Origin of the sequence: Peribacillus muralis, assembly GCF_001645685.2 — a bacterium.
Classification (GTDB): domain Bacteria; phylum Bacillota; class Bacilli; order Bacillales; family DSM-1321; genus Peribacillus; species Peribacillus muralis_A.
Genome location: NZ_CP017080.1, coordinates 2,583,349 through 2,610,310, shown reverse-complemented (window position 1 = coordinate 2,610,310; position 26,962 = coordinate 2,583,349). Strand labels below are relative to the sequence as shown.

The following is a 26,962-nucleotide window of genomic DNA, read 5'->3' as shown; positions in this document are numbered from 1 at the left end:
GTATCGGAATGGCCTCCCTTCCGATACCTTTTTGAATTATATGGAATGACAACCGCTCCTTTCCTTTGGCCGGCTGTCTTTTTTTGAAACTGGCACGAACCCACTGCGGTTTTTATCCACCAATGCCTCTCTCAGCGATAATTGAGCGTTATTTTCACCTCATTGATGAATTGAAACGGAAGGTGCAAGACGCCCGCTATGAAAATACGATCGAAGGGAAAATCCATAGCCGTTGGTGCCACGAGAAGGATCTTGTCGGAAAGCGAATTCTGAAGTGAAAAGCACCGGACAAATTGCAGATTCCGAAAAAAAGTAGAACAATCTGGCGTTTGTTTATAAACCGACTTGTCCTAAATGAGTTCTCCCTTGTACGTTTGGATTGTTAGCTTTCAGCATATCTAATTTTGTCAGTTAAGGTTAAGCGGGGGTGTCATTCGATTCTAGTGATGACAAGGGACGGGGATGTATATGTGGCTGTCCCGGGACCAATCGATGTACTCCTGAATCCAAGCGTTACGACATCGTTACTGTTCAATGATCTGAGCATGCTCCTGCTAACCGTTCCAGCTTGAGCCAATGCAGCTGCCACGCCTGAAATGTTTGTAATCGAATAAGTACTGATGCTGGCGGGGTCCTCCGTGCCATTAATGTTCAGGGCAACTTCTATAATCCGGTTTGAGGCGGAAAGCAGAGTGGATATGACCGACAAGGCAAGGTTTATGTTATAGTGAATCGTGTATATGCCGGAAGTTGCTACCGTTAAGGTGTTTGCTAGCAAATCGGCTGCTATATTCAATGATGGACCGGAAGAAGTGAAATCAACAAGTGTTCCGGCAGTTACAACGACTGCTGCGCTCGATCCGTAAACAGCGCCATACGCCAAAGCAGGTGCGTTTATACCGACGGGTCCGATTGGCCCAAGGAAGCCTTGATTATTCAGCTCATGTTGACTGACAGGATTTCCTGATGGATCATTATTCTCATCGTTGCTTTTCGAAAAGCTGGATAACTTTTTTGACATATCATTTTTCATTGCGGCGTTCCTTTCAAAAAATGTCTTTACTGCATAGTATGTGATGGGACTGAAATGATCTGGGCACTATGCTGATTTCGGTTCTGGTTTTTCAGCTTCGGTCATACATTAAAAGGATGGAAGGAAAATGATTAAGGGGGTACTGCTTTGTCTGAAGGACTGCATAGTATCATTTTACCGGTGTCAATCGAAACCGTATGGGGGTTTGTCAGTGTCATAGATCGGTGGGCACCCCTTGTTCCCGGTTATATCGATCATGAGATGATAGATGATGAAACACTTATATGGGAGTTCAAAGGCGATCTAGGATTGATGAAAAAGAAAATCAAGCTGGAAGTAAATATATTGGAATGGAACGAACCAGATAAGGTCACATTCAAACTTAGGGGATTAAATGAAAAATTTGATGGGTATGGCTATTTTTTAGCTGAACGATATGGAATGGCAGAGACTAAAATGACTGGCTGCCTGGCGATTGTCGCAAAAGGAGCAAAAGCCCCAATCGCCAATGCCTTGTTGAAAACCTATGTTCCTCAAATGACAATCGAGTTTTCTGAGGCTATAGCACAAAATCTCCTTCTGCAGATTTAGTTATACATATCGACCATAAATGCTATAGGCACTTGACAATCATACCTAGGGGATATGTATTATAAATTATAAGATTCTCATTCTCCTTCATTTTCAAGTGAAAAGGGATGAAGTCGGGTAAAAATGATATCCTATAGGTATGGCAGGAGGTTGGCCTCACATGGAATACGAAAAACAAATGAAAAATAGAGTGAAACGAATTGAAGGACAGCTGCGTGGAATATTGAAAATGATGGAAGAAAATAAAGATTGTCGCGATGTTGTAACCCAGCTATCAGCGACTAGATCGGCGATTGATCGTACAATTGGGGTAATTGTAAGCTCCAACCTTGTGGAATGTGTCCGGGAGGCTAATGAATCGGGGGAAAAGAACCCAGAGGAGCTTGTCAAGGAAGCCGTCAATTTATTGGTGAAAAGCAGATAGGCCTTTTTACTGATCTTATTATATGGAAGTGAATCCTTTCAGGCGCTAGATCGAAATCTCCTGATAAGACAGCTGGACGTTGGTTTGGATACAAGGATTTTGGGCCTCTCAAGGGAGAGGCCCATTTCCTGTTTTCCTTATCGATAGCAAATCCTTTGATATAAAGAATTTGCATGGTATCCTTAAAGGGATAAAATATGAGTGAGGGGAATGCTATGGAATTTACGCATGTTACATCAGTTTTGCTCGGCCTCGTCATCATTCTTAACATACTATTCGCAACGATCGTTATTTTCTTTGAAAGAAGAGAAGCGAGCACGACCTGGGCCTGGTTATTGGTGTTATATTTTCTGCCAGTCGTAGGTTTTATTTTATATCTTCTTTTTGGGACGAGCTTGAGACACGCCCATCTATTCCAATGGGAGGATAAGAAGAAAATCGGGATTGAAGAAATTCTGGATAAACAGATGGAGGAGCTCTCCACCGAACATTTTCCGTTTCGAAATACTTCCTCCAGTCATTATCGAGACTTGATCTATATGCACCTACGGAACAATGATGCCGTTCTGACTGAAGATAATCAAGTCGACATATTTACGGAAGGAAAAAAGAAGTTTGACCAGCTTTTTAAAGATATCGAAGCGGCCGAAAATCATATTCATATACAATACTATATCATTCAAAGAGATGATCTTGGTAAACGGTTCCTTGAAGCTTTGACTAAAAAGGCCAATGAAGGCGTTAAAGTTCGCTTGCTATACGACGAGTTGGGTTCAAGGGGGATGACTAAAAGCTTTTTCAAGGAGTTTAGGCAAGCCGGCGGCCGAGTCGAAGCATTTTTTCCATCCAAGTTGAAGTTCATAAATTTGCGCTTGAATTTCCGTAACCATCGAAAGTTAGTCATCATAGATGGAAAGGTAGGGTATGTTGGTGGATTCAATGTTGGAGATGAATATTTAGGACTCAATCCGAAATTCGGTTACTGGCGTGATACACACCTTCGCATAAAGGGATCTGCAGTCAAAGCCATCCAAACCCGTTTTATCCTTGATTGGAATCAGGCTTCGAAATACCATGATATTACATATCACCCTCATTATTTTCCAACTTTAGAACCTCAGGGCAAAATAGATTTGCAAATCGTGACGAGTGGGCCGGATTCCGAATGGGAACAAATCAAGAATGGCTATATTAAATTAATTTCTTCAGCAAAGAAATCGATTCTCATTCAAACCCCTTACTTCATACCTGATGCAAGTTTATTGGATGCTCTGAGGATTGCCAGCTTGTCAGGATTAGATGTGAAAATCATGATACCGAATAAACCTGATCACCTCTTCGTTTACTGGGCAACGACATACAATGCAGGGCAATTATTAAGGGCGGGGGCCAAGGTTTATATTTACGATAATGGCTTTATCCATGCAAAGATGATCGTGGTGGACGAGGAAGTTTCTTCTGTAGGGACGGCTAACATCGATGTTCGAAGCTTTAAATTGAACTTTGAAGTCAATGCTTTCATTTATGACGAAGGTATGGCCCAAACGCTGACCAGTTTTTTTTATAAGGATGTTGAAGTTTGCAGGCAGCTCACGATTGAAGAATTTGAAAAACGATCGAAATGGATTCGCTTTAAAGAATCGATTGCAAGGCTCCTGTCACCAATTTTATAATCACTAAATGAAGCAGCGGTCCCATATAAACGGGGCCGCTTTTTTTGATACAATGGAAGGTGTCAAAAAAAAAGGGGGATATATCGTGAAGACTTTTATCATAACAGGGGCATCGAAAGGACTAGGGTCAGCGATTGCGAAACAATGTTTGCGGACCGGTGATCGGTGCATATTGATATCTCGAACAATCGATCCTGCGTTCGAAGTGCTCGCTAGCAGCTCCGACTCCAAACTTTCCTTCATTCCAACGGACTTAAAGGAAACGGAAAAGCTAAGTTCGTTAGTCAAGGGAATTCTCACTGAAGTCGATGAGAAAAGTGATTTATATTTCATTAATAATGCTGGTATCATTGACCCGATCAAACCGATTGGAAACCTTGGTCAAGAATGCCTTGAATCCAGCATGAAGGTGAATTTCATGGCACCCATCGTATTGACTGATGAATTCATTAAACAAACGAGTGATTCGGACAGAAAAAAGGTAGTGGTCAACATTTCATCAGGAGCCGCAAAGAATCCTTACCATGGCTGGGCTGCCTATTGCAGTACGAAGGCCGGGCTGGAAATGTTCACAAGGGTGGCAGGTTTGGAACAGGACAAAGTACCTTTTCCTGTGTGCCTCATTTCTTTTTCACCTGGTGTAATGGATACGGAGATGCAAGGGACGATCCGTTCAGCAGACGAGCATGACTTTGTCGATCGGGACAAATTTCAAGACTATAAGGAAAAGGGTATGCTAAGGAGCCCTGAGTTAGTAGCTTCGACATTATTGCAGCTACTTGAAGGGGAAGACTTGGAGAATGGGAAGTTCTACGATATTAAAGATTTGCTTTGATGGATAACGAATAAAAAGTACGATGAAATTATTGAATCATATCGGATGTCCTACTCGAAAGCCTCCTTTTTAGGGGGAAATCTGCTTATTGCCTCATGCCAAAAAAATTGCTTTAGTGCGGATTGATGCAGGAAACGACCCCATGAATTTGTGATAAATCGTTCTATCCAAATGCCTGACTAGCATAAACTTTTTGAAGGGGGTTTGGAGGGGTGTAAATGACGATTATTGTTGTAGATAAAGGGGATAGCCTCTGGGAAATCGCCGCGGAAAATCAAGTGACTCCATCGAGGATAATGGAAGTCAATGGCTTGGAATCAACAGCTTTGATTCCTGGCCTGGCGTTGTATATACCGGATACAGCTGTCGATAATCGAAGATATGTCATAAAAAGCATGGATACGCTCTCTATGATTGCCCGTCGTTTCGGAACGAGTGCTGCGTCGATCATCAAAACCAATCCAGGCATCGTCGCAAGCTCATTAAAGGTAGGTACGGAAATTTTGATACCTTCTCCTTACAAAAACCAATTGATAACGCTTGGGTTTGCTTTTCCCACTTCAGGTGGAGTGGTGTTTGAGACTCTTGAAGAGCATGGTGATAAATTAACTTATTTAGCAATTGTAGCTTATTCCTTTACGAGGGAGGGCTATGCTTACGTTGATGGTGATGATCGACCTTTAATTGGGAAATGCAAACAGACCGGGGTGATGCCGCTATTGATGCTCCGAAATTTCCAGGACGGTGATTTTGATGCTGAGTTGGCGGGGGAAGTCCTCACAAGTTCAGTATCCAGACGGAATTTAATCAATAGCTTGCTTACTTTCGTCAGGGAGAAGAACTATGGTGGAGTCAGTATGGATATCGAATTCATCCCTCCAGCAAGACGTGCCGAATATGTGCTCTTTTTAAAGGAATTAAAGACAGAGTTGAATGATCTCACCTTACATGTGAACGTGCATGCAAAGACGGCGGATAACCTTGACAATCGCATTGTAGGCGGGCATGATTATCGGGGAATTGGTGAGGCGGCGGACCTCGTTGCCGTCATGACGATTGATTATGGGTACCCTACTGGTCCACCGGAACCGATTTCCCCATTGTGGTGGATGATCGAGGTGGTCCGTTATGCTTTGACGAATATACCTGCATATAAATTACAGTCGGCATTCCCGATGTATGGATATGACTGGATCGTACCGAGCCATGAAACGAAAGCCTTATCAGCTCAAAATGCCCAAAATCTTGCGATTGCAACAGGGTCCGAAATCTCTTATGATACGACAGCCGCTTCCCCTACTTATACTTATTGGAGAGAGGATAAAAACCATGTCGTTTGGTTTGAAGATATTCGTTCGATAAGTGCAAAATATGAATTGATTGATGCATATGAACTGATAGGGGCAACATATTGGCAAATCGGTTTGGCGTTTCCGCAGAACTGGGCGTTTATGAATCAAAAAATAGTGACAATAAAATAGGATGATGATTTTAATGGTTTGTAAGCGTTTCACCAAGCACTTTGCTAGATTGCAAGCTGAGCGGGCAATGTTAATCCAGCCCTGCCCTGCTTCATCGGAAAAGGAGCCTTCAAAAAGGCTCCTTTTCCGATGTGATGCTGCTTTGAGACTCTTTACTGCACAGCTCCTTTCTTTTTACAATTGCATATAGAAAGGCTAGAAACACCAGTGTGGAAGAAAATTGAAACGTCGTTCGGACACTAAAGGTTTCCGTTATATATCCCAATAACAAGACAGAGCCGGCAAATGTAAGGTTGATTACCGCTCCCCAAACGGCATATATTTTGGCTAAGGTCTTTTCAGATGCGTAATCTTGGAACAGCTTGGTGTAAATTACCTCGCGAATTTGTTCTGGGAGCCCGTAGAGACATGCAAACAGCAATGCCAATGCTGGCATCGTTGTCGATCCGAAAAAGAGGATCAGCAAGGAATTCAGTAAAAGCCCGATGATGATGAAGGAGCGGGTATGTTTTTCAATGAATCTGGAAAAACGGATGACGATCAATCCACTGATGATCATGCCGACGAAGTAGCTTGTGTTAATGTAGCCCCACCATTCTTCACCTAATTGCAAGTTCTGTTCAACATATACATATATCACGGCAGCCACCCACACGCTGGATGCTAAAGATGTGATGAAATCGAGCGAAATGAGTGTGCGGATGGTTGGGAGTTGGCGAATCGTCAACCATCCGGATGTAACGGAATCCCAGCTGGATGGATGGGTATTGATTGTTGTCATTTCATCTTGAACTTTTATTTTCATAGCAAAGCCAGTTGATACGGCAAATAAGAAGACCGTAAACCAAATGATGAATTGGCTGTTCGTATTGATTAATAACACGGAACCAATCGGCCACCCTGCGACAAAGATGGTCTGGGTGAGTACATTCAAGAAACCATTAGCCTTCATCCGTTCTTTGGGCGGGACCAGTTGAGGAACCAAAGCTGCGCTCACTGGGGCAGCGACTCCATCCAATAATGAGATCGATGCAATGAAGCAAAGGACGACAAGGGCAGAACCGTCACTGAAATGAAGGGAGAACCCCAAAATCATGAGCAAGATTGTCTTCCCACATTGTGATTGGACTAGGATCCTTTTTAATGGAAACCTGTCAATAACGAGTGGGGCAAGTAAGCTGCTGATAAACCGGAAAATCGTCGTGGTGAATGGAAGCAAACTTAAATAAAAGGCCGATCCCGTCATGGCATATATAAGTGAAATCAAACCGACTACATAAAATATATCACCGAGATTGGCAAATGCTTGCCCGACCCATAGGAAGCGAAATGATGAATTTTTCATGAATACCATCCTTATAAGATTTTTTAGTTTAATAGAATGGTTGTTATCATCACATTGGATTCACTCCTTGAAATTTTGTCCATCGGCTGGGTCGGTCTGGTTTATATAAATGATTTTACCATAAATAATCAAAATGAAACCGTAATGCTTGCTGAATATCCGATATGGAATTATACTCCTTAGTATATGTAAAAAAGGAGAAAAATTTGATGATTCGACGTTTTGCTTCATATTATCTGCCGCATAAGCGGTTATTCATTATCGACTTTTTCAGTGCAGTCGTTGTTGCTGTACTCGAACTTGCTTTTCCTCTCGCGGTTCAGTGGTTTATAGATACACTGCTGCCTGGCGATAATTGGTCGGCAATTGTTTCTGTCAGTGCAGGTTTATTGCTGATTTATATCATTAGTACCTTCCTGCAATTCATTGTAGGGTATTGGGGGCACAAACTAGGCATCAATATTGAAACGGATATGCGTGAGGAATTATTCCAACATGTGCAAAAGCAGTCTTTTCGCTTTTTTGACAACACGAAAACCGGCCATATCATGAGCCGTATAACCAATGACCTGTTCGATATAGGGGAACTCGCTCACCACGGACCCGAAGATTTATTCATCGCTTTCATGACTTTTGTCGGCGCTTTCTGGATCATGCTGACCATCAATGTGAAGCTGGCACTCGTATCTGTTTGTATATTGCCTCTCCTCGTATTATTAATTGTCATAAGCAATTTAAAGATGAATAAAGCGTGGAAGCAAATGTATACTGAGGTTGCCGATGTCAATGCCCGCGTCGAGGATAGCGTCTCGGGAGTGAGGGTCGTCCAATCCTTCACGAACGAAAAATACGAAATGGACAGGTTTTCAACGAATAATCGCAAGTTCCGCAAAGCGAAGCTCGTAGGATATAAAGTGATGTCGTTCAGCTTATCAGGCATTTACATGATGACGAGATTCATGACCTTGGCCGTATTGGTGGTTGGAGCATGGTTAACTTATCACGGTCAGCTCTCTAACGGGGAATTAGTGGCATTCGTATTATATGTTAACGTCTTATTCAAGCCGGTCGACAAGATCAGTGCATTAATGGAGCTTTATCCAAAAGGGATGGCAGGATTCAAGCGATTTACCGAACTGCTTGATGTCGCTCCTGATGTAGTGGACAAAAGTGATGCAATTGCGGTCAATTCCCTTTTGGGAGATATTGCTTTTAAACAGGTATCTTTTAATTATGATGACAAAAAGCCTGTTTTAAAAGGTATCGACTTAACGATTAAAGCTGGTGAAACCGTCGCTTTTGTGGGACCATCAGGAGCAGGGAAAACGACGATATGTTCATTGATCCCCCGCTTTTACGATGTGAATGCCGGCTCGATAACCATTGATGGCATCGATATCCGGGAAATGACGAAAAAGTCGTTGCGCTCCCAAATTGGGATTGTCCAGCAGGATGTGTTCCTTTTTACAGGCACACTAAAGGAAAATATCGCATATGGAATGCTTGATGCAACGGATGACCAAATTCATGAGGCTGCCCGTAAAGCCCATTTAGAGTCCTTCATTGGCGGACTTCCAGATGGTTATGAGACGCAAATTGGGGAGCGGGGCCTGAAGCTATCGGGAGGACAAAAACAAAGAATAGCGATAGCAAGGATGTTCTTGAAAAATCCGCCCATATTGATTCTTGATGAAGCAACCTCCGCACTTGATACCGAGACGGAAAGGATCATTCAGAAGGCCCTTACGGAACTTGCCGAAAACAGGACGACATTGATCATTGCGCACCGATTGGCCACCATTCGGAACGCTGACAAAATTGTTGTGGTTACCGAAGAGGGTATTGCCGAAGAAGGCCGTCACGATGACTTGCTTGAGCAAGGCGGCATTTTTGCCAATCTTCATCAATTACAATTTCAAAAATGATTGCCACAATCAATTTGCAGACAAAGAGAAGGGCCCTTCCACATTTTTTGGTGGAAGGGCCCTTCTCTTTATCTCTACCAATTGTTTCGTCGGATTGGTTGCAGTCGGAATCTCTTCGTCTGTAAAAAGACTGCCTGCGCCGCCTGCAACCATTAATTTCGTATGGGAAGCACTTTTGAATGCTTCATTCAACGTACGGATGTTGCCCTCTGCATTAGGGGCTTCCGTACTCGTAAGTACTTAATGTGGCATTGGTTTTGTGACAGCCATATTCCTTAAGAGGTAAACATAACAAGGAATCCCTGCTAGAACTGAACACAGCTAGGAAGAACGATATGGGCGATGCAGAGCATATGGATAGGAAAAAATGCACGGCCAAAAAGTTAAAACATAGTGGAGTCGCATCCAATGGAGTGCCTTGTATACACGTATAAAAAGGCTCTAGCCAAACTGCATGTCTTCCGAGCTTGTCTAGAGTATGAAAGGGACTTGGAGATACTCCAAGTCCCTTTTGAATGGGGAAAGGTCATTCATCGCGCATTAGGCCTTGGACAGAAGTGGCATTTAGTGCCGCCAATTAGCTAAATAGAGGCTTAAATCCAGTAGGTTAGCCTATATCAATAGAATTTGAGGTGCATACAATAAAGGGTAGACGGAGAGGACACATACCAGAAAAAGAGTAAGGAGTGCAAATCGTGAAAGTAATGACCATTTTAGGGACGCGTCCTGAAATCATCAGATTAAGTCTCATAATCAAGAAATTGGATCAGTATGCCGATTCACATATTCTCGTACACACTGGACAGAATTTCACCTCATCCTTAAGTGATATATTCTTCCAACAGCTTCAGGTAAGGAAGCCTGATTATGTCTTGCTGAATCAACAGAAAACCCTCGGCGAGCAGTTAGCTGCCATCTTTAAGGATTTGGAAACCATCCTATTGAATGAAAAGCCAGATAAAGTATTAGTTTTGGGGGATACGAACTCCGGGCTCAGCTCCATTCTAGCAGAAAGATTGGGCATACCGGTCATTCATATGGAAGCAGGAAACCGTTGCTTCGACCTTGAAGTGCCAGAAGAGAAAAACCGGCGGATCATTGATGCCGTTTCGAGCTTGAATTTACCGTACACACCTCAAAGTAAGGAGAATCTGCTCAATGAAGGGATTCCGAGTAAAAGGATCTATTTATCGGGAAATCCAATACATGAGGTCTTGGACCACTTCGATAATGAAATTGAGCAAAGCGTTATTTTGGACAAAATCAATTTGGAAAAAGAGGATTATTTCCTCGTTACGATCCATCGTGCCGAAAATGTCGATTATGAAGACCGTTTGTTCGAAATCATGAAAGGCATTAATTTAGTTGCCGAAACGTATCAAAAAAGAGTCATTTGCAGCTTACATCCCCGGACAAAATCCCGTATAGAACGCAGTCCCCAATTAGATGTACATCCGCTAATAGAATTTCATGAGCCTTTCGGCTTCTTCGACTTCGTGAAACTTGAAAAAAATGCCTATTGTGTACTGACTGACAGCGGTACCGTTCAAGAGGAATGCTGTTTATTCCATGTTCCTGCCGTTACCATCCGGAAAACGACTGAAAGGCCTGAAACGATTGAATCAGGCAGCAATATGTTGTCAGGAATAAATGCTAAACAAATCATCAATTGTGTGAATATTATGGTTAACCAACAAAAAGACTGGTCATTTCCAGAAGGGTACGACCATAAAAACGTATCAGATAAAGTCCTAAAAATTATACTGGGAGGCCATGAAATTGATTAAGAATCGAAAAATATTGGTAACAGGCGGTACAGGCTCGTGGGGATATGAACTGGTTCGGCAATTATTGGATTTCGAACCAAGTGAAATCCGGATTTTCTCCAGAAATGAATCCAATCAATTCACGATGAAACAGGAGTTTGATAATAATCCGAAGCTGCAATTCATCATTGGTGATGTAAAAGAAAAGGAAGCATTAGTGGAGGCGTGCCAAGGCGTTGATTATATTTTCCATTTAGCCGCTTTAAAGCATGTTCCAGTATGTGAAGATCAACCGATCGAAGCCTTAAAAACGAACGTGATTGGAACACAGAATGTAATAGAAGCAGCCATTAGCTGTAATGTGCACTCCGTCGTGAATATTTCTACGGACAAAGCATCGAATCCATCCAATTTCTATGGACTTTCAAAAGCTATGGCGGAAAGGTTGATCATCCATGCGAATACATTAAACACGAAAACCAGATTCGTATGCATCCGAGGCGGAAACGTTTTAGGAACGAATGGTAGCGTCATTCATGTTTTCAAAAAGCAAATAAAAGAAAAAGGGAAAATTGGTATAACCGACTTGAATATGACCAGGTTCTTTTTAACCATTCAAGAAGCGATAAAATTAGTATTCAAAGCGACTTTCGAAAGTATCGGCGGAGAAATATTCGTGATGAAAATGCCTTCCTGTAAAATTATCGATCTCGCTGAAGTGTTGATTGAAGCATCGAAAAAGGAAGACGTCGAAGTAGAGGTCCTCGGTATACGTCCGGGTGAAAAGCTCCATGAAATCCTGCTTTCGGAATATGAAAGCACGACGGCAATTGCTTATGATGATGAATATTATGTAATCCTTCCAGCGATCCACATTAAAGGGATAAAGGAGCATTACGCCCAATACCAGCCTGTTAGCTTGGAAGATTATAATTCTGCCACGGGCTTGATCGATAAAACGAAGATTAAGGGAATGTTAGAGAAAGGGGGCTTCATTTAACATGAAGGTACTAGTCCTCGGTGGACAAGGAATGGCAGGCCATGTAATAAAAGACTATTTCACTCAGGACTCGAAATATCATGTAACCTATACGACTCGAGATCCGAATGATAAAAAGGGATTGTACTTGGATGTAACCGACGTGACGAGTCTTGAAGAAATCATGGAAAAGGTAAAACCGGACATTACGATAAATTGCATCGGCATTTTAAATGATCATGCAAGTGATAATACCAAACTTGCTTTTCAAGTTAACAGTGTATTTCCGCATCAGCTTGTTAAGTTGACCGAACGTAATAATGGGAAATTGATCCACATTAGTACGGATTGTGTTTTCTCTGGTAAAAAAGGAGATTATACGGAGGAGGACATTCCCGATAGTTCCACCATATATGGTCAATCAAAGCATTTGGGTGAAATAATTAGTGATAAACATTTGACCATACGAACCTCCATAATAGGACCGGAGTTAAAAGAAAACGGAATTGGTTTATTTCTTTGGTTCATGAAGCAAAAGGGGAAAATCAATGGATTCGAAAAAGTGCTCTGGAATGGTGTGACGACGCTCGAGCTGGCCAAGGTACTGGACAAGATGATTCAACAGAAGATCACAGGATTATATCATCTCGGATCAGATGAAAAAATATCAAAAGCGGCCCTTTTGGAATTGTTACAGCAAACCTTTCATAAAAACGATGTCGAAATCATGCCTGATTCATCCATGCATTTGGATCGAACGATAAAAAATACAAGAAATGATTTTCAATACAACATGCCTACTTACCAAAAGATGTTAGATGAATTGGGAGAATGGATGGGAAGTAAATCAGAATAAAAGTTTGAGTACGCATCATGTCTTTCATTCGTAAAGGATTTTAGGCTCGGTATGTAATGATCTCTTCGATCAGGAAATTTCCTTCTCATGGAGTGCAGTCACAAAAAAACTCATCCAAACAGAAGGCATCCACTTTTTTGTTAATGAAAAAATGTGGATGAATCAAGTTTCCTGCCGGGGAGTTTTTTTCTGGAGTTGTGATCATCAGGCAACGCTCACTGGGGGATATACGGGAAATATACAAATAAGGTCCACCAGAGGATGAGGTATCGCCAGTTTAAAATGTAAGCGTTATCATTTTAGGGTTAATCGTTGCTTAAGGCATATTGTTTTAGAAAGATAGGTAAGATTAAAAGAGGCGGGTTAAGTCATGGATTGCCTTTAACCCGCAGAATCGCAGAATCATTGATTGGAAACTCATCAAAGAGGGACCTTGAGAATTTCCCTATTAATTTGAGTAAGAGTAGGTTTCGGATAATCCTTGAAAGATATCTGCCTTTGGATACCAGTTCAGCAATTGCCGGGCTTTCTTGTTATCGAGGCAACTATGCTTGATGTCCCCCGTCCTTCCGACCGAGTGAACGGTATCCACGGCCGTGCCATGAATTTGTGTCAGCATGCTTAACAGCTGATTTACGGATGTTTTCTGTGCAGTACTGACTTGGATCGTTTCTTGATTTCCATGATTCACTGACGCGATATTTGCCCTGACAATATCCTTCACATAGATAAAATCCCGGGTTTGTTCACCATCACCGTGTATACTTAAAGGCAGCCCTTTTTTTAGTTTTTCCAAAAAAACAGCGACGACTCCGCCTTCCCCTTTTGCCGTCTGTCTCGGACCATATACATTACCATAACGGAGAATCGTATACTCGAGTCCATAAAGCTGATGAAATAAACGGATATAAGCTTCGGCCGATAACTTGGATAAACCATAATAAGAAATCGGTCCGGTCGGGTCATTTTCGGAAATCAAGTCTTTTTGTAAATTCCCATAAACCCCTGAAGTGGAAGAGAAAATCAGCTTCTTTATAGAAGCCTCCTGACATGCCTTGAGCATATTGATCGTTCCGTTGATATTCACATCAGCATCATACTGGGGATCAAGGATGGAGCGTGCCACGTCTGCCTGTGCTGCCAAATGGAAGACGACGTCAGGTTTTACCTTAATGATCGTTCGACCAGCTTCCTTACTGCATATATCTTCAGTATGGATGATGGCATCGGGATGTACATGATCGATGTGTCCGGATATCATGTTATCCAATACATGTACCTCGGCACCATTCAAGATAAGTTCTTCAACGAGATGGGAACCGATGAACCCAGCTCCTCCAGTCACGATAGCCTTCATGCATCATACCCCTTTAATCTGTTTTTAGTATTGTATGTGAGCTGATTCATATTGGCTTAAGCAGTTACCTAGCATTCTTTAGAAAAAGGAAGAAGAAAAATGCTGACGACGATACGACACGTCAGCATTTCGGCAGGTGGTTATTTCTGTCGACTTTTGTCTAGTGAATGTTGATATACACCAAGTACTTTTTGTACGGCTATATCGGCGGACCAATGATTCATTCCCCAAGTCTTGGCATTCACCCCAAGGTTTTTCCGATAAGATTCATGTTCCAATAAATATTCGATATGGATAGACAGCATCTGCTCATCCCCGACAGGAGATAAAACCCCAGTGATTCCATGTTCAATGATTTCAGGAATTCCTCCAACATCACTGGCAATGACAGCCATTCCGGAGATCTGAGCTTCTATTACCGACAGCGGTTGGTTTTCCATCAATGTTGGAAGTACGAAGATATCCGAAATGGATAATAAATAAGGAATATCATTCCGTCTTCCTAAAAAGACCACATCATCTTCCAAACCAAGGGCTTTCCTAATATTTTTCAACTCGATTTCCATGGGGCCGTCCCCCACAATCCAGCAAACCCAATCGGTTCTCCGCTTTTTTAATTGAGATAGTGCGCCTAACAAATGATGTACACCTTTGAACTCACTAAGCCTGCCTGTATATATCAGCACTTTTTTATCTGCCGGTCGTTCGATTTCGGTTTTTTCATCGACTCGCTTCAGGAAGGCCTCGGTATCATATCCATAATGAAAAACACTTAGCTGTTCTTTCGGAACGTGAAATTCATCGGTTAAAATATCCCTCATCCATTCATTTGCCACTATCGTATGGTCAGCTGATGTCGCCCCATCATATTCCAGTCGGTCAAAATGTTCTCGGCCAAGGTTGGCAATGTCTTGTTTGTTAGTTTTGGAGCTATAGTAAGCACTTCTAAGTTCGTGGGCAACACAACCATGAAGAGTAGCGACATGTACAGTTTTTTTCGACCTGACTCGGTTAATGCAGACGGTTGAAAAAATATCTTGCGTATGAATGACATCATATTTATCCAGACCTAAATAATCGGCAGCTAACTGAAAAAAATCACACCGAGTTTCATAATAGTGGATGATTGGATCCGGATGAGTGGGGGAATTATGCTGTTTCATGTATTGCAAAATCTCTTCGGAAAGCAAATCATTCATATCTATCCTTCGATTTTCGTTGATAATGTGAACATATTCATGATTTTCACCATAGCTTAGAAAGTCGACTTCATGTCCTAATGCTTCAAGCTTATCCTTCAATTGCTGCATATAGTTCCAAACACCGCCTACATGTGGTGTGACCCAAAAAGTGGCAAGTAATATTTTCATGGCAATCTCCCCTTTGTTCATATTATTGAATGATCGTTCCTAATGTAACTCTTTATGAGTTTTCGCTGAAAATGGGCTGGTGTTTATGTAGCTTGTTTCCTGGTTTTCCATAAAAATTCAAATGATGAAGCGAGTACTTGTCCAATCACTAAGTACCCGCCCCGAAGCTATACAAAGAAGGAGCAACACCGACATTCACAACAAGAAATCAATCAGTCGGAAAAGGCAGCTGCGAAAAAACTCTCCGGACCAGTACGGGTCGGTGCGATGACGATCCCGCCAGGTATGCTGATGAATGCTTGATAAACCAAAAAGTTATTGGGTGCAGGTGGATTAAAGTCCGCGCCGGATAATGAAATGATCGTTTCGGAGGCAACCCCTAATCCTGCTATCGGTAACGTTTGTTGTGCGGAATAAACAAGCACCCTGCCGACTCCGGTACCTCTGTAAATCTCGATGTTGACGGGAGTCAAAATCGCGGCCAAGCTGCTTAAGGTAGCCGTGAAAGTGAATTCAACCCGAAGGTTAGCTCCGGCTCCTGCCGTATTAAGACCCAGTGAACCGAACAGCACCGGAGTTGTAGTTACAGGTATGGAAATGGAATCCCGATAACTAGCATTCTGTGAGGTCTGAGCATCTAAAAATTTCCCCATTTTGTTAACACCTCTTTTATCATGGAATACTCTAACATATTAATGTGACGAATGTTTTGTATAGACAAGTTGTTCACTTCAGCTAAAAATGGTTGGATTTCATCAACGCTCAAGTAGCCGGAATGCCATGTTTGTGCATTCTTTTCAACATAGTTCGCATATGTAGCGGTGAGGAACAGGCAGAGGGATAAGTGAAAAAAGAGGGACATGATACGATGTTTATCCAAGTGTGTCATGCCAATTTGCCCTTTTGGCCGGGGATGTGAGAGAAGCCCATGTCAATCGAGAAGGCGTAGACATAATGTAATGGAGAGACAGTGTGTATGATGAAATGAAGATTGATGCAACGCTGTAGATGAATGACGGAAAATGGTCGTTTGAGAGGGCAGATAATTCTTCCGCCGCTGACGTACGGCCATGCCATTCAATCTTAGGGAGATAAAAGCGATTAGTCATATCAATGATGATTGGATGAGAAGTCAATGAATAAAGGAAGGAAATTATTAATAACGGGGGCAAGTGGCTTCACGGGTCAGCATGCATGTACTCATTTTCTAAAAGCAGGATATGACGTTACAGCCGTTACGCGAAAAAAGATGAATTTCGATGATGAGGTCAGTATGGAATATTGTGATCTTACGAATGGCAATGAGGTTTATCATCTTGTAAAGAAAATCAAACCTCAGTATGTTCTTCATTTGGCAGGCCAAAATCACGTTGGAGCATCATGGGTGGATCCATTATCGACGCTGGAGGTAAATTCCATGTCCACGGCATACTTAATCGATGCCCTTCGTAAGGAAAGTCCAACGTGCAAAATTTTAATAGTCGGCTCGGCTCTCCAATTTGACCTTGGCTCCCTCAGTTCAATTCCCCATCCTTATAGCTTGAGTAAAACACTTCAAGTACTAATTGCACAATCCTGGGCCGTTTTATACAACCTGGAGGTCATTATTGCCAAACCCTCCAATCTTATCGGGCCAGGTGTATCCAACGGAGTCTGTTCCATTTTTGCACAAAAAATCATCGAAATGGAAAAACAAGGATCAGAAAAGGTGCTCGAGATCGAAAATGCCAATATACAACGTGATTTTTTGGACGTTAGAGATGCAGTGAGAGCTTATGATTACTTGTTAAAAAAGGGGAAGTCAGGAGAAACGTATGATGTTGCTTCAGGTAATGCTTGTTCTTTGGGACAGATCATTGAAGGGTATAGGTCTGTAACGAAGGAAGAGATAAGGATGAACGCACAGAGTAATGAATTAATGGAAATTAAGCCGACGATCAATTCTACCAAACTGGGTAATTTGGGGTGGAAACCAATCATCCCGCTTGAAACGTCATTGGGGGACATCCTCACCTTTTATCGAGGGGGGAACTGACTGCACCATTGAGGTGGCTTATAGTAAAGTGAAAGTATTTTAGGAGGGTAGGCAATGGAGCCGAAAGTTTCAATCATTATTCCATTTTATAATTGTCCCTACATCGAGCAAGCGATTCAAAGTGCAATTGATCAAACCTATATGAACTTAGAAATCATCGTTGTGGATGATGGTTCAACCATTTTCACTGAAAAAATCGAGCCGTTCCTTTCGAAAATCCGTTATGAAAAAAAGGAAAACGGTGGAACGGCTACTGCGTTGAATCATGGAATAAGTGTTGCTACAGGTGAATATGTCGCATGGTTAAGCTCGGATGATTATTTTCTGCCAGAAAAGGTATCGAACCAAATTTCGTTTATGCTTGAACATGATGCAGAGGTAAGCTTTACGAATTTCGATAGCATTAACCAAAATGAGGAAATCATCCTGTCTTGGACAGGAGAACGTTTTACGGATATAGAAAACGGTGTCTACCATGCATTTTTACTTCGTAACGCCGTGAATGGCTGCACCGTGGTTTTGAAGAAGGAGTTATTCGAAGTTGTCGGATATTTTAACACCTATCACCGTTATACACATGATTATGAAATGTGGCTTCGTTTATTAGTCAATGGATATAAGATGTATTATTTGGATGAAGTTCTCACAAAGTTCAGGATACATGAAGGGTCAGGTACAAGTAGGTTCCAGCCTGAAATGCTAGCGGATATTCTCACGATTGAAAGTCATTACCGGCCGATTCTTAAAAAAAATTTGAAAAATCTATAAAATAGAAATCTAGAAGTGAAGATGGAGGAAATCACGTATGTCTGAAGGTGTACTGGATATTTTTATGCATGTTCCCAAAACAGGGGGAACGACCATCAATGAAATATTGAAAAAACAATATAAACTTAGAGAAATATATGATCATGACTCGTTTGAAAAGAAGATGATGAATCTGTCCGAGTTAACGGAACAGGAAAAAAGGAATATTAAAGCAGTCACTGGCCATTATTTCTATGGAATACATCACGAGTTCTCAAAACCTTACAATTATTTTACAATGTTACGTGAGCCTGTAGATCGCGTCATCTCGTCTTATTATTTTTTAAAGGATTATCCCGGTTATGAAATGGTAAAAGAGATGACCCTGGAGGAATTTGTAGTAAAGGGACCCGAAGCACCGAATCTGCAAACATTAATGGTATGTGGAAGTCAGGAAACGGCTGATTTGGAACAAGCGAAGGAAAATCTTAAGACATTTTCAGTGGTGGGGGTCACGGAGTTATTCAATGAAACCCTCTTTTGTATCCAAAAGCAATTTGCATGGCGGGATATTCACTATACTAGAAAAAATATTACAAAAAAACGTTTGGCAAAAGAGGAAGTACCAATAGATGTAATAAACTTAATCAAGCATTACAATCATTTGGATTTGGACCTGTACGATTTTGCGAAGGGCCTTCTTCACGAAAAACTTCAATCCCTTACGGAAGCTGACCGTCAGCAATTGGAAAAGTTCAAGCGTCAGCAAGGCTCCTGAATAAGCGACAGCCGGAATGAAATTATTCCGGCTGTTTTCATATTATTCAGAGGAAATTCCTAGGGATTCAAGCATTTGGATAAAATTGCGGGCATATAATTCTGGGCTGAAATTTTCCCTTACGTGCTCGAGAGCATTCTCCCGTATACTTTCCCTCAGGCTTTCGTTATTCATTAACTCCTTTGCCTCTTTGACGGCACTATCAATGTTACCTAATGAATAAAATTTTCCCGTTTGATCATGAATGACGGAGCTCCTTACACCATCTGAATCTGTAGTCAGCACCGGACACCTGCAGCTCATTGCTTCAAGCAATGCGTAGGGAGCTCCCTCCACCTTGGAGGTGGAACATAAAAAGCCTCCGGAATCACCGATAACAGAAAAAAAATCGGCCATTTGCGAATTGGGAACATTGGAGTGCAAAGTAAGCTTACTGTTCAAATTTAGGCGCCTGACTAGTTTATTGAATTTCATTCTTTCAATGGGGTCGCTTAGTGTGGGGTCTTCAAACATAAGTAATCGGATATTCGGATTGTAATTGTTAATAAGTTGGTATCCTATCTTGAGGAATTCCCTCCAATTTTTATTATCTTCTATTCTTCCAATCCAAGCGATTTTTTTAAAGCCATCCAAGGACATCTCTTTGTATGAGAATTGACTGGTATCAAAACAATTATTAAAAGAGAATGTTGGAAATGACGGATAAAGTTCCTCCAATAACTGCATGATATGCGGCGTTTTTGGATTGAGGAATCCATCTGCATGGTCATTTACGACTTCAACGGCATTTGTAAGGGCATTTTTGGCAACATTTTTCGGACCGTATCCTTGTATTTCTATTATCATTTTTCCTTTATAGCCCATGGATCTGAATCTTGGTAATGTATTGAAATCCGATACGATGACGATAGCGGCGTATTCCCCATCCTCCAAAATTCCCTTGATTTCATCATTGTCATTCGTTACGAATGTTGGAGCACTGTGGTCATTCAAGAAATCCCTTCTGTTTTCGTAATAAAGAAAATGAGCATGGATATCGTGTTCTTTCAGCGCGATAAATCGCTGTCGATTTAAAGTTTCCACACCGCCGCTCGGCACATAGAAAACAAACAATATATTCATTCTTACCCTCCTCTTGATAATGGAGCAATAGGACGCTGATTTGGAAATAATGAATTATTTGAACAACCTGTCTATCCCTCCAATTTGAATGGATATACATTTAATATACCTATGACATGTATTGTAGTTTTATAGCCGTTAATGTTCGGGAGGCCACCAAGGATGGAACACATTTTACACGTGTGAAATAAATATAACCATGGGAGGCTAGCCATCGGCTGGTAAGATATTCAATACTTGAAAGGCGGTTCGAACATGTCAAAAGTGTCTATTGTCGTTCCATTCTACAATTGTCCATACATTGATAAAGCTTTGGAGAGTTTAATCAACCAAACCTACAAAAATATCGAAATAATCGTAGTCGATGATGGCTCTACATTATATTCAGAAAGAATCGAACCGTTTCTAGATAAAATCCTATTTATCGAAAAGGAAAATGGCGGAACTGCGAGTGCTTTAAATACTGGCATTAAGCATGCAACAGGTGACTATATATGCTGGCTTAGTTCTGACGACATCTTTTCCCCTGAAAAAACGGAAATACAGTTACATTCAATGAAAAGGGTAAATGCCCCATTTAGTTATACAAGTTATTATTGCATTGATGATAATGGAGAAATCATTACCCCCATCATTGGAATCAACCCACCCACTCGCCTTGAATTTATTAAAGCGATGATCAGGGGGAATATCATCAATGGCTGCTCGGTCATGATCCAGAGGGAGGTATTCGAACAGATTGGTTTTTTTGACGAGGCCCTCCTATATACACATGATTATGATTTATGGTTGCGCATCATGCAAAACTTCAAATTTCATTTTGTGCCCCAACCGTTATTACAATATCGGATCCATACCCAAATGGGTTCCAAAAGATTTGCAGGCAGCATCAAAAAGGAAAATAGGCTCGTTATTAATCGACATCATGCCAAAATGAAAAAATTACTGATAGCTGAGCTCAAGAAACAATAGAGTACTAAGCCACAAAGGGTGCTTACCGTCTGTAGACAAACTCGATGATGATGGAGTATGTCTACAGGTTTTTTTTTACTATAGTCGTTCAATGACACTACACGCCGTTTTAGTTATTGGATAGGACTCCTGTAGTCCATATTTTTGGAAGAGCATTATCGTGAGCGTCACCACTTCAGGCAATTACTTATCCAGGGGCGGTTAGCCCCCGAGGCATAGGCCTGAGTTTGTACTTATTCTCATCGACTCTGTGGGTGCAAGCTAGGTGGAAAGTGGGCCATTAAGGGGCTTTTTTTATTGAATGAAGGAGTCATTTTTACATTTGTCTTTTTCAGACGCAAGTCTAGAGCATCCGAAGCGTTGATTGCATATCTTATAGAAGTCTCAATCGCCATAAATCAGTGGATGTATCGCTTGTTTCGTATAGTGTATGTTTAAGTTCGATAATCGACATCGGACGAGCGCCAAAGGTACTGAATGTTATTGAAGTTAAAGAAACAAGTCTAATAAAAAGGAAATGCTTCGTAGGAGGAAAACATGAGAAAGCTTATTATATTCGCGTTTATCGGTTTTTTGGCACAGCTAATCGACGGTTCTTTAGGGATGGCATACGGAGTTACATCTACATCGATGTTACTGACGTTCGGAATCGCACCTGCTGTAGCCTCTGCATCCGTCCATTTGGCGGAAGTCGTGACAACGGCTGCCTCTGGTGTTTCTCATTTGAAATTTGGAAATGTTGATCGCCAAGCGCTTTTCAAACTAATCATCCCCGGATCAATCGGGGCATTTGCAGGAGCATGTTTCTTAAGTCAATTACCTGGAGAGGTCATGAAACCGTATATTTCCATGTTTTTGCTGATTCTTGGCGTATTCGTCCTTTTTCGTTTTTTAGGAACGAAGAAAACAAGTGAAAAGAAATCAATCAATCTCTCAAGAAAAAATTCAGTACTATTGGGACTTGTAGCGGGTTTTGCCGATGCAACCGGCGGGGGAGGATGGGGACCCATCACCACACCGGTTTTATTATCACAAAAAGGAGTTCCTGCCAGAAAAGTGGTGGGTACCGTTGATACAAGTGAATTCGCGATTGCCGTAGCAGCAAGCCTTGGTTTTCTCATTGCCCTAGGGTGGCAGGACGTGAATTGGTTTTGGGTCATCTCCTTGATGGCAGGGGGGATCGTTGCCGCTCCCATAGCTGCATGGATCGTAACAAAATTGCCATCGCATTTATTGGGTGTCCTTGTAGGGGGCTTCATCGTTCTGACGAATGCCCGAACATTGATTGCAATTTGGGGTGTCGAGGAATGGGCTGTGGCCATTTATTTGCTGATATTGCTTGGTTGGGCAGGTTCCTTGGCCGTTGTTATCCGGAACAACAAAAAGTAGTAAAAGGGGAGATAAAGTGAGTCGACAAGAAAATGTCCATCAACATGCTTTTTCGCTTACGAAAGAGCATAGGCAAACACTTCACGGACATAAAAGCTATATTCTATGGTTCACAGGATTATCAGGTTCAGGTAAGTCCACCATCGCTAATATGGTTGAGGCTAAGCTTCACGCAAAGGGTGTTTCGACGTATATATTGGATGGAGATAACTTACGCAATGGATTGAATGAAGACCTTGGCTTCAGCATGGATGACCGCAAAGAGAATATAAGGCGAATAGGAGAAGTATCCAAAATATTTGTTGATAGCGGAATTGTCGTATTGGCCACTTTCATATCTCCATATGCCAATGATCGCGAGGATGTCAGGAAAAAGGTCGAATCCGATGAATTTATCGAGATCTATGTAAAGTGTCCGATTGAGGCCTGTGAAGAACGAGACCCAAAAGGATTGTATAAAAAAGCTAGAATTGGAAAAATCACTGACTTCACTGGCGTTTCGGCTCCTTATGAGGAACCGGAAAACCCTGAAATCATCATCGAAACGAGCGAGAACACCATTGAGGAATGCGTACAGCAAATCATCAACTACTTGGTCGATGCAGGTATATAAGGTCGATTTGAAAAGGAGAGTCGAAAAAACCAAATCAAAGATTGAGGGGTTAATTATGAATGTTCAAAGGACGAATATCGCCCCACATGGCGGCAAGCTTATCCAACGTGAATTAACAGGTGAGGCTCGTGAAGTGTATTTGGAAAAGTGTAAATCCTTATTTTCTCTGACCATATCGAAATGGAATGTATCCGATCTGGAAATGATTTCGAATGGAGGCTTTAGTCCTCTTATCGGATTCATGGGAAAAGCGGATTACCAAAGTGTCATAAGTGATATGCATTTAGTGAACGGATTGCCATGGACCATACCGATCACCCTTCCGGTTTCTAAGGAAGAGGCAGGGGAAATTAAGATAGGGGATGAAGTTGCATTATTCAAGGATGATGGAGAACTAACCGGCATCATTTTGGTTGAGGAAAAATTTTCCTATGATAAAATCCTGGAAGCAAAACTTGTATATAAAACCGTGGATCATGACCACCCTGGAGTTAAAAAGTTGTTCGAGCAGGGGGAAGTATACGTTGCAGGACCTATTTATGTCATCAATAAGGCTTTACATGAACCCTTTGAAAAGTTCCATCTGAGCCCTGCAGAGACGAGAAAGTTGTTCGCTGATCTAAATTGGAAGACGGTGGTGGGCTTTCAAACGAGAAATCCTGTACATCGGGCTCATGAATATTTACAAAAAACAGCATTAGAAACAGTTGATGGACTCCTGCTTCACCCTCTGGTCGGTGAGACGAAAAAAGATGATATACCAGCCAATATACGAATGGAAAGTTATCAAGAGTTATTGAAAAACTACTACCCATCAAATCGGGTCTTACTTGCTATCTACCCTGCTGCCATGCGTTATGCAGGTCCAAGGGAAGCGGTATTTCATGCCATTGTGCGTAAGAACTATGGGTGCACCCATTTCATTGTAGGCAGAGATCATGCAGGTGTTGGCGATTATTATGGTACTTATGAAGCCCAAGATATTTTCAGCGAGTTTGATCCTTTGAAAATTGGCATAAAACCGTTGTTCTTTGAGCATAGCTTCTATTGTAAAAAGTGTGGGAACATGGCTTCCGTGAAAACATGTCCCCATAAAGAAGAGGATAGATTTATATTAAGTGGGACGAAGGTCAGGGATATGCTGAGGAAGGGACTTATTCCTCCGCTTGAGTTCACGCGTCCAGAGGTGGCTGAAGTCTTGATAAGAGGTATGAAGATCAATGATGGAGAGGGCAAATAAACGCACCAAGTCGGTTTAGGCATTCTCTAATAACCTATGAAGGAATGGAAGTTCTGTAAGCATAATTTAGACCATACAAATATCTCTAGTATGGAATCCATTGTGTAATCCAGCCCGAAAATTGAATGAATTGTAAGAAGTAAGCTGCCTGAAATCAATCAGGCAGCCTTCTGTTCTTACTTTGAAGAATCCACATTTCCATTGCTCCAGAACCGAGCAATACACCTAAAACAATCAAGATCAGTCCGATGAAATGTGAAGGTAAAATGGCTTCGTTAAGAAAAATGACCGACCCGACCAGCGCGAATAATGTATTTAAGTTAAGGAAAATGGAGGCTTCCGCTGCCCCGACTTGGCCAATTGCATAATTATAGCTCATGTGCCCGAGCGCAGTGGCAAAAATTGCCGAAAATAAGAAAGCTCCCCACATGGAAGGAGGGGTATCTGCAAGCGAAGACAAGCCATTTGGTTCCTTCCAAAAGCTGATGGCAAAAAGAATGAACGAGCCGATTAGCATCATATACCCGGTCAATAGTCGTGGATCCATCGTTTTTGAAGCTTGATTAATCAGAATGAAACTCAGCGCCTGTGAAAGAATGGATAACAGAATATCGACGTCCCCGAGATTAATAGAATGAATGCCGCCGCCCCCTGCCATTACGGTAAAACTTACACCTAGGGCTCCACATAGGAATCCAAGAAGGCGGATGACAGTCGGCTTCTGACGAAAGAAAATCATGGTCAGGATGACTGTCAATATGGGACCCATACCCAAAATCAACCCAGCGTTGGAACCGGATGTCCGGGTTAATCCCTCAGCTAAGAAAAAATGATGGAAAACGACACTCAATAGTGCCCCGCCAAAAATATAAAATAGTTCCTTTTTCTTCGGGAGACGTATTAGTCCAAGATAAAAAAGAATAAGAATGACTATAATGGAAGCTGTAAAGATCCTTAATGCAGTTATGGTTACTGGCTCGGTATTCATAACGATAATTTTAAGGACCGAAACGTTTAAACCCCATGTAATCATAATTCCTGTAAGTAACATGTAAATTTTTACATAGCTCATACAAAACAACCCTTCCAAATTATTTAGCAATTGATATAGTATAGCAAAGAGTGCAAATGTTAGGAAACGGTGGAACTGAAAAAACGAAACGGCTAATTAATTAGAAAATATTAGGAAATAGACGGATTTTAATTGAATAAAGAGGTTTTTTAGTAAAAAAATTGCAGAAAAAGAAGCGCAAAAATGACTAAAAATAAATTAATTGCAAATTATCTAACTTTACTATTGTTTTTGGTAGGGTTTTCATTTACAATTTCCTTATGATTTACCAAACCGGTTTAGTTCATTGACTCTGTGTTACTAAATCGATTTATTATACCGAGTAATAAAAAATGGATTGGATCACAATATGTGTTTTATATTGTGATAGATTGAAAAAAGGAGGTACTGTATTGTCATCAAAATATGGTGTTTTGACGCTGGGTGACGCCATGATAACGTTAAATCCGGAAGAAACAGGACCTTTAAGATTCGTAAACCGTTTTGCACGAAAAGTAGGAGGGGCAGAGCTCAATTTTGCGATTGGCTGTGCAAGACTTGACCTGCGGGTGAAATGGTTGAGCCGTTTAGGAAATGATGAGTTCGGCAGGGTGATATATAATTTCGCACGTGGTGAAGGCGTTGACATGAGTGATGTTGCCTTTGTATCCGGATATCCTACATCTCTTAACTTTAAAGAAATTCGGGAGGATGGCTCAGGAAAGACCTTTTACTACCGCCATCAATCACCCATTCTGACTTTAAGTCCTGAAGATATAACGGATAAGATGTTTGACAACATCGATCTCGTCCATCTCACTGGGGTATTTTTGGCGATAGATCCTGGAAATATACATATTGCCAAGCGTGTCATGGAAATTGCCAAACAAAAAGATATCCCCGTTTCATTTGATCCGAATATTCGATTAAAGCTATGGTCCATCGAGGAAGCGAGAATCGTATATTCAGAGTTATTCCCTTATGTAGATATTCTGCTTACAGGTCTGGATGAAATAAAGTTGATTACAGGAAGCGATACGGAGGAATCCTTGGAGGAATTCGCTAAAGTAAACCGCATTGAACAGCTTGTCATCAAGGATGGCGAACATGGTTCAAAATTATATGCAAAAGATGAATGGCATAGAAAAAAAGCCTTCCCGGTAACGCCGGTTGATACTGTTGGTGCTGGGGATGGATATGACGCAGGATATATATACGGATACCTGCATGGATTATCGGCGGATGAAAGATTGACATTCGCAAATGCCGTTGGGGCAATTGTCACCACTGTTTCAGGAGATAATGAGGGGCTGCCTTACTTGGATGACGTACTGCCGTTCATCCACAATGAAGTCGTTATTGAAAGATAGACTTTAGTAG

24 protein-coding genes and 1 pseudogene are annotated in these 26,962 nt (G+C 41.5%); 17 read left to right on the top strand and 8 right to left on the bottom strand.

Annotation, left to right across the window (positions count from 1 at the left end; translation table 11 throughout):
• Positions 1 to 430: 430 nt before the first annotated feature.
• A complete protein-coding gene (locus ABE28_RS12645; RefSeq protein ID WP_064464754.1) occupies positions 431 to 1,033 on the bottom strand; it encodes a hypothetical protein in 603 nt (200 codons plus the stop codon).
• A 147-nt stretch (positions 1,034 to 1,180) separates the two neighbouring features.
• Between ABE28_RS12645 and ABE28_RS12640 the strand changes: the two genes are divergently transcribed.
• The 5 genes from ABE28_RS12640 (at position 1,181) to ABE28_RS12620 (ending at position 6,037) form a co-directional block, all read left to right on the top strand.
• A complete protein-coding gene (locus ABE28_RS12640; RefSeq protein WP_064464756.1) occupies positions 1,181 to 1,624 on the top strand; it encodes an SRPBCC family protein in 444 nt (147 codons plus the stop codon).
• 160 nt (positions 1,625 to 1,784) lie between these two features.
• Entirely contained in the window at positions 1,785 to 2,048 is a 264-nt protein-coding gene (locus tag ABE28_RS12635) for a metal-sensitive transcriptional regulator (RefSeq protein ID WP_064464758.1), read from the top strand.
• Between the two features lie 215 nt (positions 2,049 to 2,263).
• Complete coding sequence (gene cls / locus ABE28_RS12630; protein ID WP_156775760.1) at positions 2,264 to 3,721, top strand: cardiolipin synthase; 1,458 nt, start codon at positions 2,264 to 2,266, stop codon at positions 3,719 to 3,721.
• A gap of 85 nt (positions 3,722 to 3,806) precedes the next feature.
• Positions 3,807 to 4,556, top strand: a complete 750-nt coding sequence (locus ABE28_RS12625; RefSeq protein WP_064464762.1) for a (S)-benzoin forming benzil reductase — start codon at positions 3,807 to 3,809, stop codon at positions 4,554 to 4,556.
• A 218-nt stretch (positions 4,557 to 4,774) separates the two neighbouring features.
• Entirely contained in the window at positions 4,775 to 6,037 is a 1,263-nt protein-coding gene (locus ABE28_RS12620; RefSeq protein ID WP_064464764.1) for a glycosyl hydrolase family 18 protein, read from the top strand.
• A gap of 109 nt (positions 6,038 to 6,146) precedes the next feature.
• On the opposite strand, the gene ABE28_RS12615 is transcribed toward ABE28_RS12620, so the two are convergent.
• A complete protein-coding gene (locus tag ABE28_RS12615) occupies positions 6,147 to 7,382 on the bottom strand; it encodes an MFS transporter (protein WP_064464766.1) in 1,236 nt (411 codons plus the stop codon).
• A 209-nt stretch (positions 7,383 to 7,591) separates the two neighbouring features.
• Here ABE28_RS12615 and ABE28_RS12610 point away from each other — a divergent pair, with 209 nt between their 5' ends.
• Positions 7,592 to 9,307: an ABC transporter ATP-binding protein gene (locus ABE28_RS12610; RefSeq protein WP_064464768.1), complete on the top strand. Its 1,716-nt coding sequence runs from the start codon at positions 7,592 to 7,594 to the stop codon at positions 9,305 to 9,307.
• A gap of 102 nt (positions 9,308 to 9,409) precedes the next feature.
• Here the strand turns inward: ABE28_RS12610 and ABE28_RS25755 are convergent.
• Positions 9,410 to 9,514 (bottom strand): annotated as a pseudogene (locus tag ABE28_RS25755) (NAD(P)-dependent oxidoreductase); the annotation flags it as partial.
• A gap of 488 nt (positions 9,515 to 10,002) precedes the next feature.
• Between ABE28_RS25755 and wecB the strand changes: the two are divergent.
• The 3 genes from wecB to ABE28_RS12590 are packed head-to-tail and all read left to right on the top strand — an operon-like array spanning position 10,003 to position 12,908.
• Positions 10,003 to 11,094, top strand: a complete 1,092-nt coding sequence (wecB, locus tag ABE28_RS12600) for a non-hydrolyzing UDP-N-acetylglucosamine 2-epimerase (protein WP_064464772.1) — start codon at positions 10,003 to 10,005, stop codon at positions 11,092 to 11,094.
• Positions 11,087 to 12,073, top strand: coding sequence for a polysaccharide biosynthesis protein (locus ABE28_RS12595; RefSeq protein ID WP_064464774.1), 987 nt, complete (start codon positions 11,087 to 11,089; stop codon positions 12,071 to 12,073). The genes wecB and ABE28_RS12595 overlap by 8 nt, the downstream gene beginning before the upstream one ends.
• A 1-nt stretch (position 12,074) precedes the next feature.
• Positions 12,075 to 12,908 carry a dTDP-4-dehydrorhamnose reductase family protein gene (locus tag ABE28_RS12590; protein WP_064464776.1) on the top strand — a complete coding sequence of 278 codons (834 nt, stop codon included), beginning with the start codon at positions 12,075 to 12,077 and terminating at the stop codon, positions 12,906 to 12,908.
• A gap of 448 nt (positions 12,909 to 13,356) precedes the next feature.
• Here ABE28_RS12590 and ABE28_RS12585 read toward each other — a convergent pair whose 3' ends face one another.
• The 3 genes from ABE28_RS12585 to ABE28_RS12575 all read right to left on the bottom strand — a co-directional run bounded on the left by ABE28_RS12585 (position 13,357) and on the right by ABE28_RS12575 (position 16,288).
• Positions 13,357 to 14,265 carry an NAD-dependent epimerase/dehydratase family protein gene (locus ABE28_RS12585; RefSeq protein WP_064464778.1) on the bottom strand — a complete coding sequence of 303 codons (909 nt, stop codon included), beginning with the start codon at positions 14,263 to 14,265 and terminating at the stop codon, positions 13,357 to 13,359.
• Positions 14,266 to 14,405: 140 nt separating this feature from the next.
• Entirely contained in the window at positions 14,406 to 15,635 is a 1,230-nt protein-coding gene (locus ABE28_RS12580; RefSeq protein WP_064464780.1) for a glycosyltransferase family 4 protein, read from the bottom strand.
• Positions 15,636 to 15,847: 212 nt separating this feature from the next.
• Positions 15,848 to 16,288 carry a hypothetical protein gene (locus tag ABE28_RS12575; RefSeq protein WP_064464781.1) on the bottom strand — a complete coding sequence of 147 codons (441 nt, stop codon included), beginning with the start codon at positions 16,286 to 16,288 and terminating at the stop codon, positions 15,848 to 15,850.
• A 482-nt stretch (positions 16,289 to 16,770) separates the two neighbouring features.
• Between ABE28_RS12575 and ABE28_RS12565 the strand changes: the two genes are divergently transcribed.
• The 3 genes from ABE28_RS12565 to ABE28_RS12555 are packed head-to-tail and all read left to right on the top strand — an operon-like array spanning position 16,771 to position 19,195.
• Complete coding sequence (locus ABE28_RS12565) at positions 16,771 to 17,670, top strand: NAD-dependent epimerase/dehydratase family protein (protein WP_064464785.1); 900 nt, start codon at positions 16,771 to 16,773, stop codon at positions 17,668 to 17,670.
• Between the two features lie 54 nt (positions 17,671 to 17,724).
• Positions 17,725 to 18,438: a glycosyltransferase gene (locus ABE28_RS12560; protein WP_064464787.1), complete on the top strand. Its 714-nt coding sequence runs from the start codon at positions 17,725 to 17,727 to the stop codon at positions 18,436 to 18,438.
• A 37-nt stretch (positions 18,439 to 18,475) separates the two neighbouring features.
• Positions 18,476 to 19,195 carry a sulfotransferase family 2 domain-containing protein gene (locus ABE28_RS12555; RefSeq protein ID WP_064464789.1) on the top strand — a complete coding sequence of 240 codons (720 nt, stop codon included), beginning with the start codon at positions 18,476 to 18,478 and terminating at the stop codon, positions 19,193 to 19,195.
• Positions 19,196 to 19,237: 42 nt separating this feature from the next.
• On the opposite strand, the gene ABE28_RS12550 is transcribed toward ABE28_RS12555, so the two are convergent.
• The gene (locus ABE28_RS12550) at positions 19,238 to 20,317 is read right to left on the bottom strand and encodes a glycosyltransferase family 4 protein (protein ID WP_064464791.1); all 1,080 of its coding nucleotides are present in this window, start codon (positions 20,315 to 20,317) and stop codon (positions 19,238 to 19,240) included.
• A 255-nt stretch (positions 20,318 to 20,572) separates the two neighbouring features.
• On the opposite strand from ABE28_RS12550, the gene ABE28_RS12545 reads away from it, so the two are divergent.
• The 4 genes from ABE28_RS12545 to sat all read left to right on the top strand — a co-directional run bounded on the left by ABE28_RS12545 (position 20,573) and on the right by sat (position 24,531).
• Positions 20,573 to 21,289 carry a glycosyltransferase gene (locus ABE28_RS12545; RefSeq protein WP_064464793.1) on the top strand — a complete coding sequence of 239 codons (717 nt, stop codon included), beginning with the start codon at positions 20,573 to 20,575 and terminating at the stop codon, positions 21,287 to 21,289.
• Between the two features lie 537 nt (positions 21,290 to 21,826).
• A complete protein-coding gene (locus ABE28_RS12540) occupies positions 21,827 to 22,678 on the top strand; it encodes a sulfite exporter TauE/SafE family protein (protein WP_064464795.1) in 852 nt (283 codons plus the stop codon).
• Positions 22,679 to 22,694: 16 nt separating this feature from the next.
• Positions 22,695 to 23,291 (top strand): adenylyl-sulfate kinase, encoded by a 597-nt coding sequence (cysC, locus tag ABE28_RS12535; RefSeq protein ID WP_064464797.1) that lies wholly within the window; start codon positions 22,695 to 22,697, stop codon positions 23,289 to 23,291.
• A 55-nt stretch (positions 23,292 to 23,346) separates the two neighbouring features.
• On the top strand, positions 23,347 to 24,531 hold the full coding sequence (gene sat, locus ABE28_RS12530) for a sulfate adenylyltransferase (protein WP_064465299.1): 1,185 nt from the start codon (positions 23,347 to 23,349) through the stop codon (positions 24,529 to 24,531).
• Positions 24,532 to 24,685: 154 nt separating this feature from the next.
• Here sat and ABE28_RS12525 read toward each other — a convergent pair whose 3' ends face one another.
• The gene (locus ABE28_RS12525) at positions 24,686 to 25,603 is read right to left on the bottom strand and encodes a DMT family transporter (RefSeq protein WP_064464799.1); all 918 of its coding nucleotides are present in this window, start codon (positions 25,601 to 25,603) and stop codon (positions 24,686 to 24,688) included.
• 392 nt (positions 25,604 to 25,995) lie between these two features.
• Between ABE28_RS12525 and ABE28_RS12520 the strand changes: the two genes are divergently transcribed.
• On the top strand, positions 25,996 to 26,952 hold the full coding sequence (locus ABE28_RS12520) for a sugar kinase (RefSeq protein ID WP_064464801.1): 957 nt from the start codon (positions 25,996 to 25,998) through the stop codon (positions 26,950 to 26,952).
• Positions 26,953 to 26,962 lie beyond the last annotated feature (10 nt).

Bases quoted from the DNA above. Each gene is read 5' to 3' on its own strand.
- ABE28_RS12620 (WP_064464764.1), top strand. From the start codon at position 4,775: ATGACGATTATTGTTGTAGATAAAGGGGATAGCCTCTGGGAAATCGCC.
- ABE28_RS12545 (WP_064464793.1), top strand. From the start codon at position 20,573: ATGTCAAAAGTGTCTATTGTCGTTCCATTCTACAATTGTCCATACATT.
- ABE28_RS12610 (WP_064464768.1), top strand. From the start codon at position 7,592: ATGATTCGACGTTTTGCTTCATATTATCTGCCGCATAAGCGGTTATTC.
- ABE28_RS12550 (WP_064464791.1), bottom strand. From the start codon at position 20,317: ATGAATATATTGTTTGTTTTCTATGTGCCGAGCGGCGGTGTGGAAACT.
- ABE28_RS12580 (WP_064464780.1), bottom strand. From the start codon at position 15,635: ATGAAAATATTACTTGCCACTTTTTGGGTCACACCACATGTAGGCGGT.
- ABE28_RS12635 (WP_064464758.1), top strand. From the start codon at position 1,785: ATGGAATACGAAAAACAAATGAAAAATAGAGTGAAACGAATTGAAGGA.
- ABE28_RS12585 (WP_064464778.1), bottom strand. From the start codon at position 14,265: ATGAAGGCTATCGTGACTGGAGGAGCTGGGTTCATCGGTTCCCATCTC.
- ABE28_RS12525 (WP_064464799.1), bottom strand. From the start codon at position 25,603: ATGAGCTATGTAAAAATTTACATGTTACTTACAGGAATTATGATTACA.
- ABE28_RS12555 (WP_064464789.1), top strand. From the start codon at position 18,476: ATGTCTGAAGGTGTACTGGATATTTTTATGCATGTTCCCAAAACAGGG.
- ABE28_RS12645 (WP_064464754.1), bottom strand. From the start codon at position 1,033: ATGAAAAATGATATGTCAAAAAAGTTATCCAGCTTTTCGAAAAGCAAC.
- cls (WP_156775760.1), top strand. From the start codon at position 2,264: ATGGAATTTACGCATGTTACATCAGTTTTGCTCGGCCTCGTCATCATT.
- sat (WP_064465299.1), top strand. From the start codon at position 23,347: ATGAATGTTCAAAGGACGAATATCGCCCCACATGGCGGCAAGCTTATC.
- ABE28_RS12540 (WP_064464795.1), top strand. From the start codon at position 21,827: ATGAGAAAGCTTATTATATTCGCGTTTATCGGTTTTTTGGCACAGCTA.
- ABE28_RS12615 (WP_064464766.1), bottom strand. From the start codon at position 7,382: ATGAAAAATTCATCATTTCGCTTCCTATGGGTCGGGCAAGCATTTGCC.
- ABE28_RS12565 (WP_064464785.1), top strand. From the start codon at position 16,771: ATGAATAAAGGAAGGAAATTATTAATAACGGGGGCAAGTGGCTTCACG.
- ABE28_RS12575 (WP_064464781.1), bottom strand. From the start codon at position 16,288: ATGGGGAAATTTTTAGATGCTCAGACCTCACAGAATGCTAGTTATCGG.
- ABE28_RS12560 (WP_064464787.1), top strand. From the start codon at position 17,725: ATGGAGCCGAAAGTTTCAATCATTATTCCATTTTATAATTGTCCCTAC.
- ABE28_RS12590 (WP_064464776.1), top strand. From the start codon at position 12,075: ATGAAGGTACTAGTCCTCGGTGGACAAGGAATGGCAGGCCATGTAATA.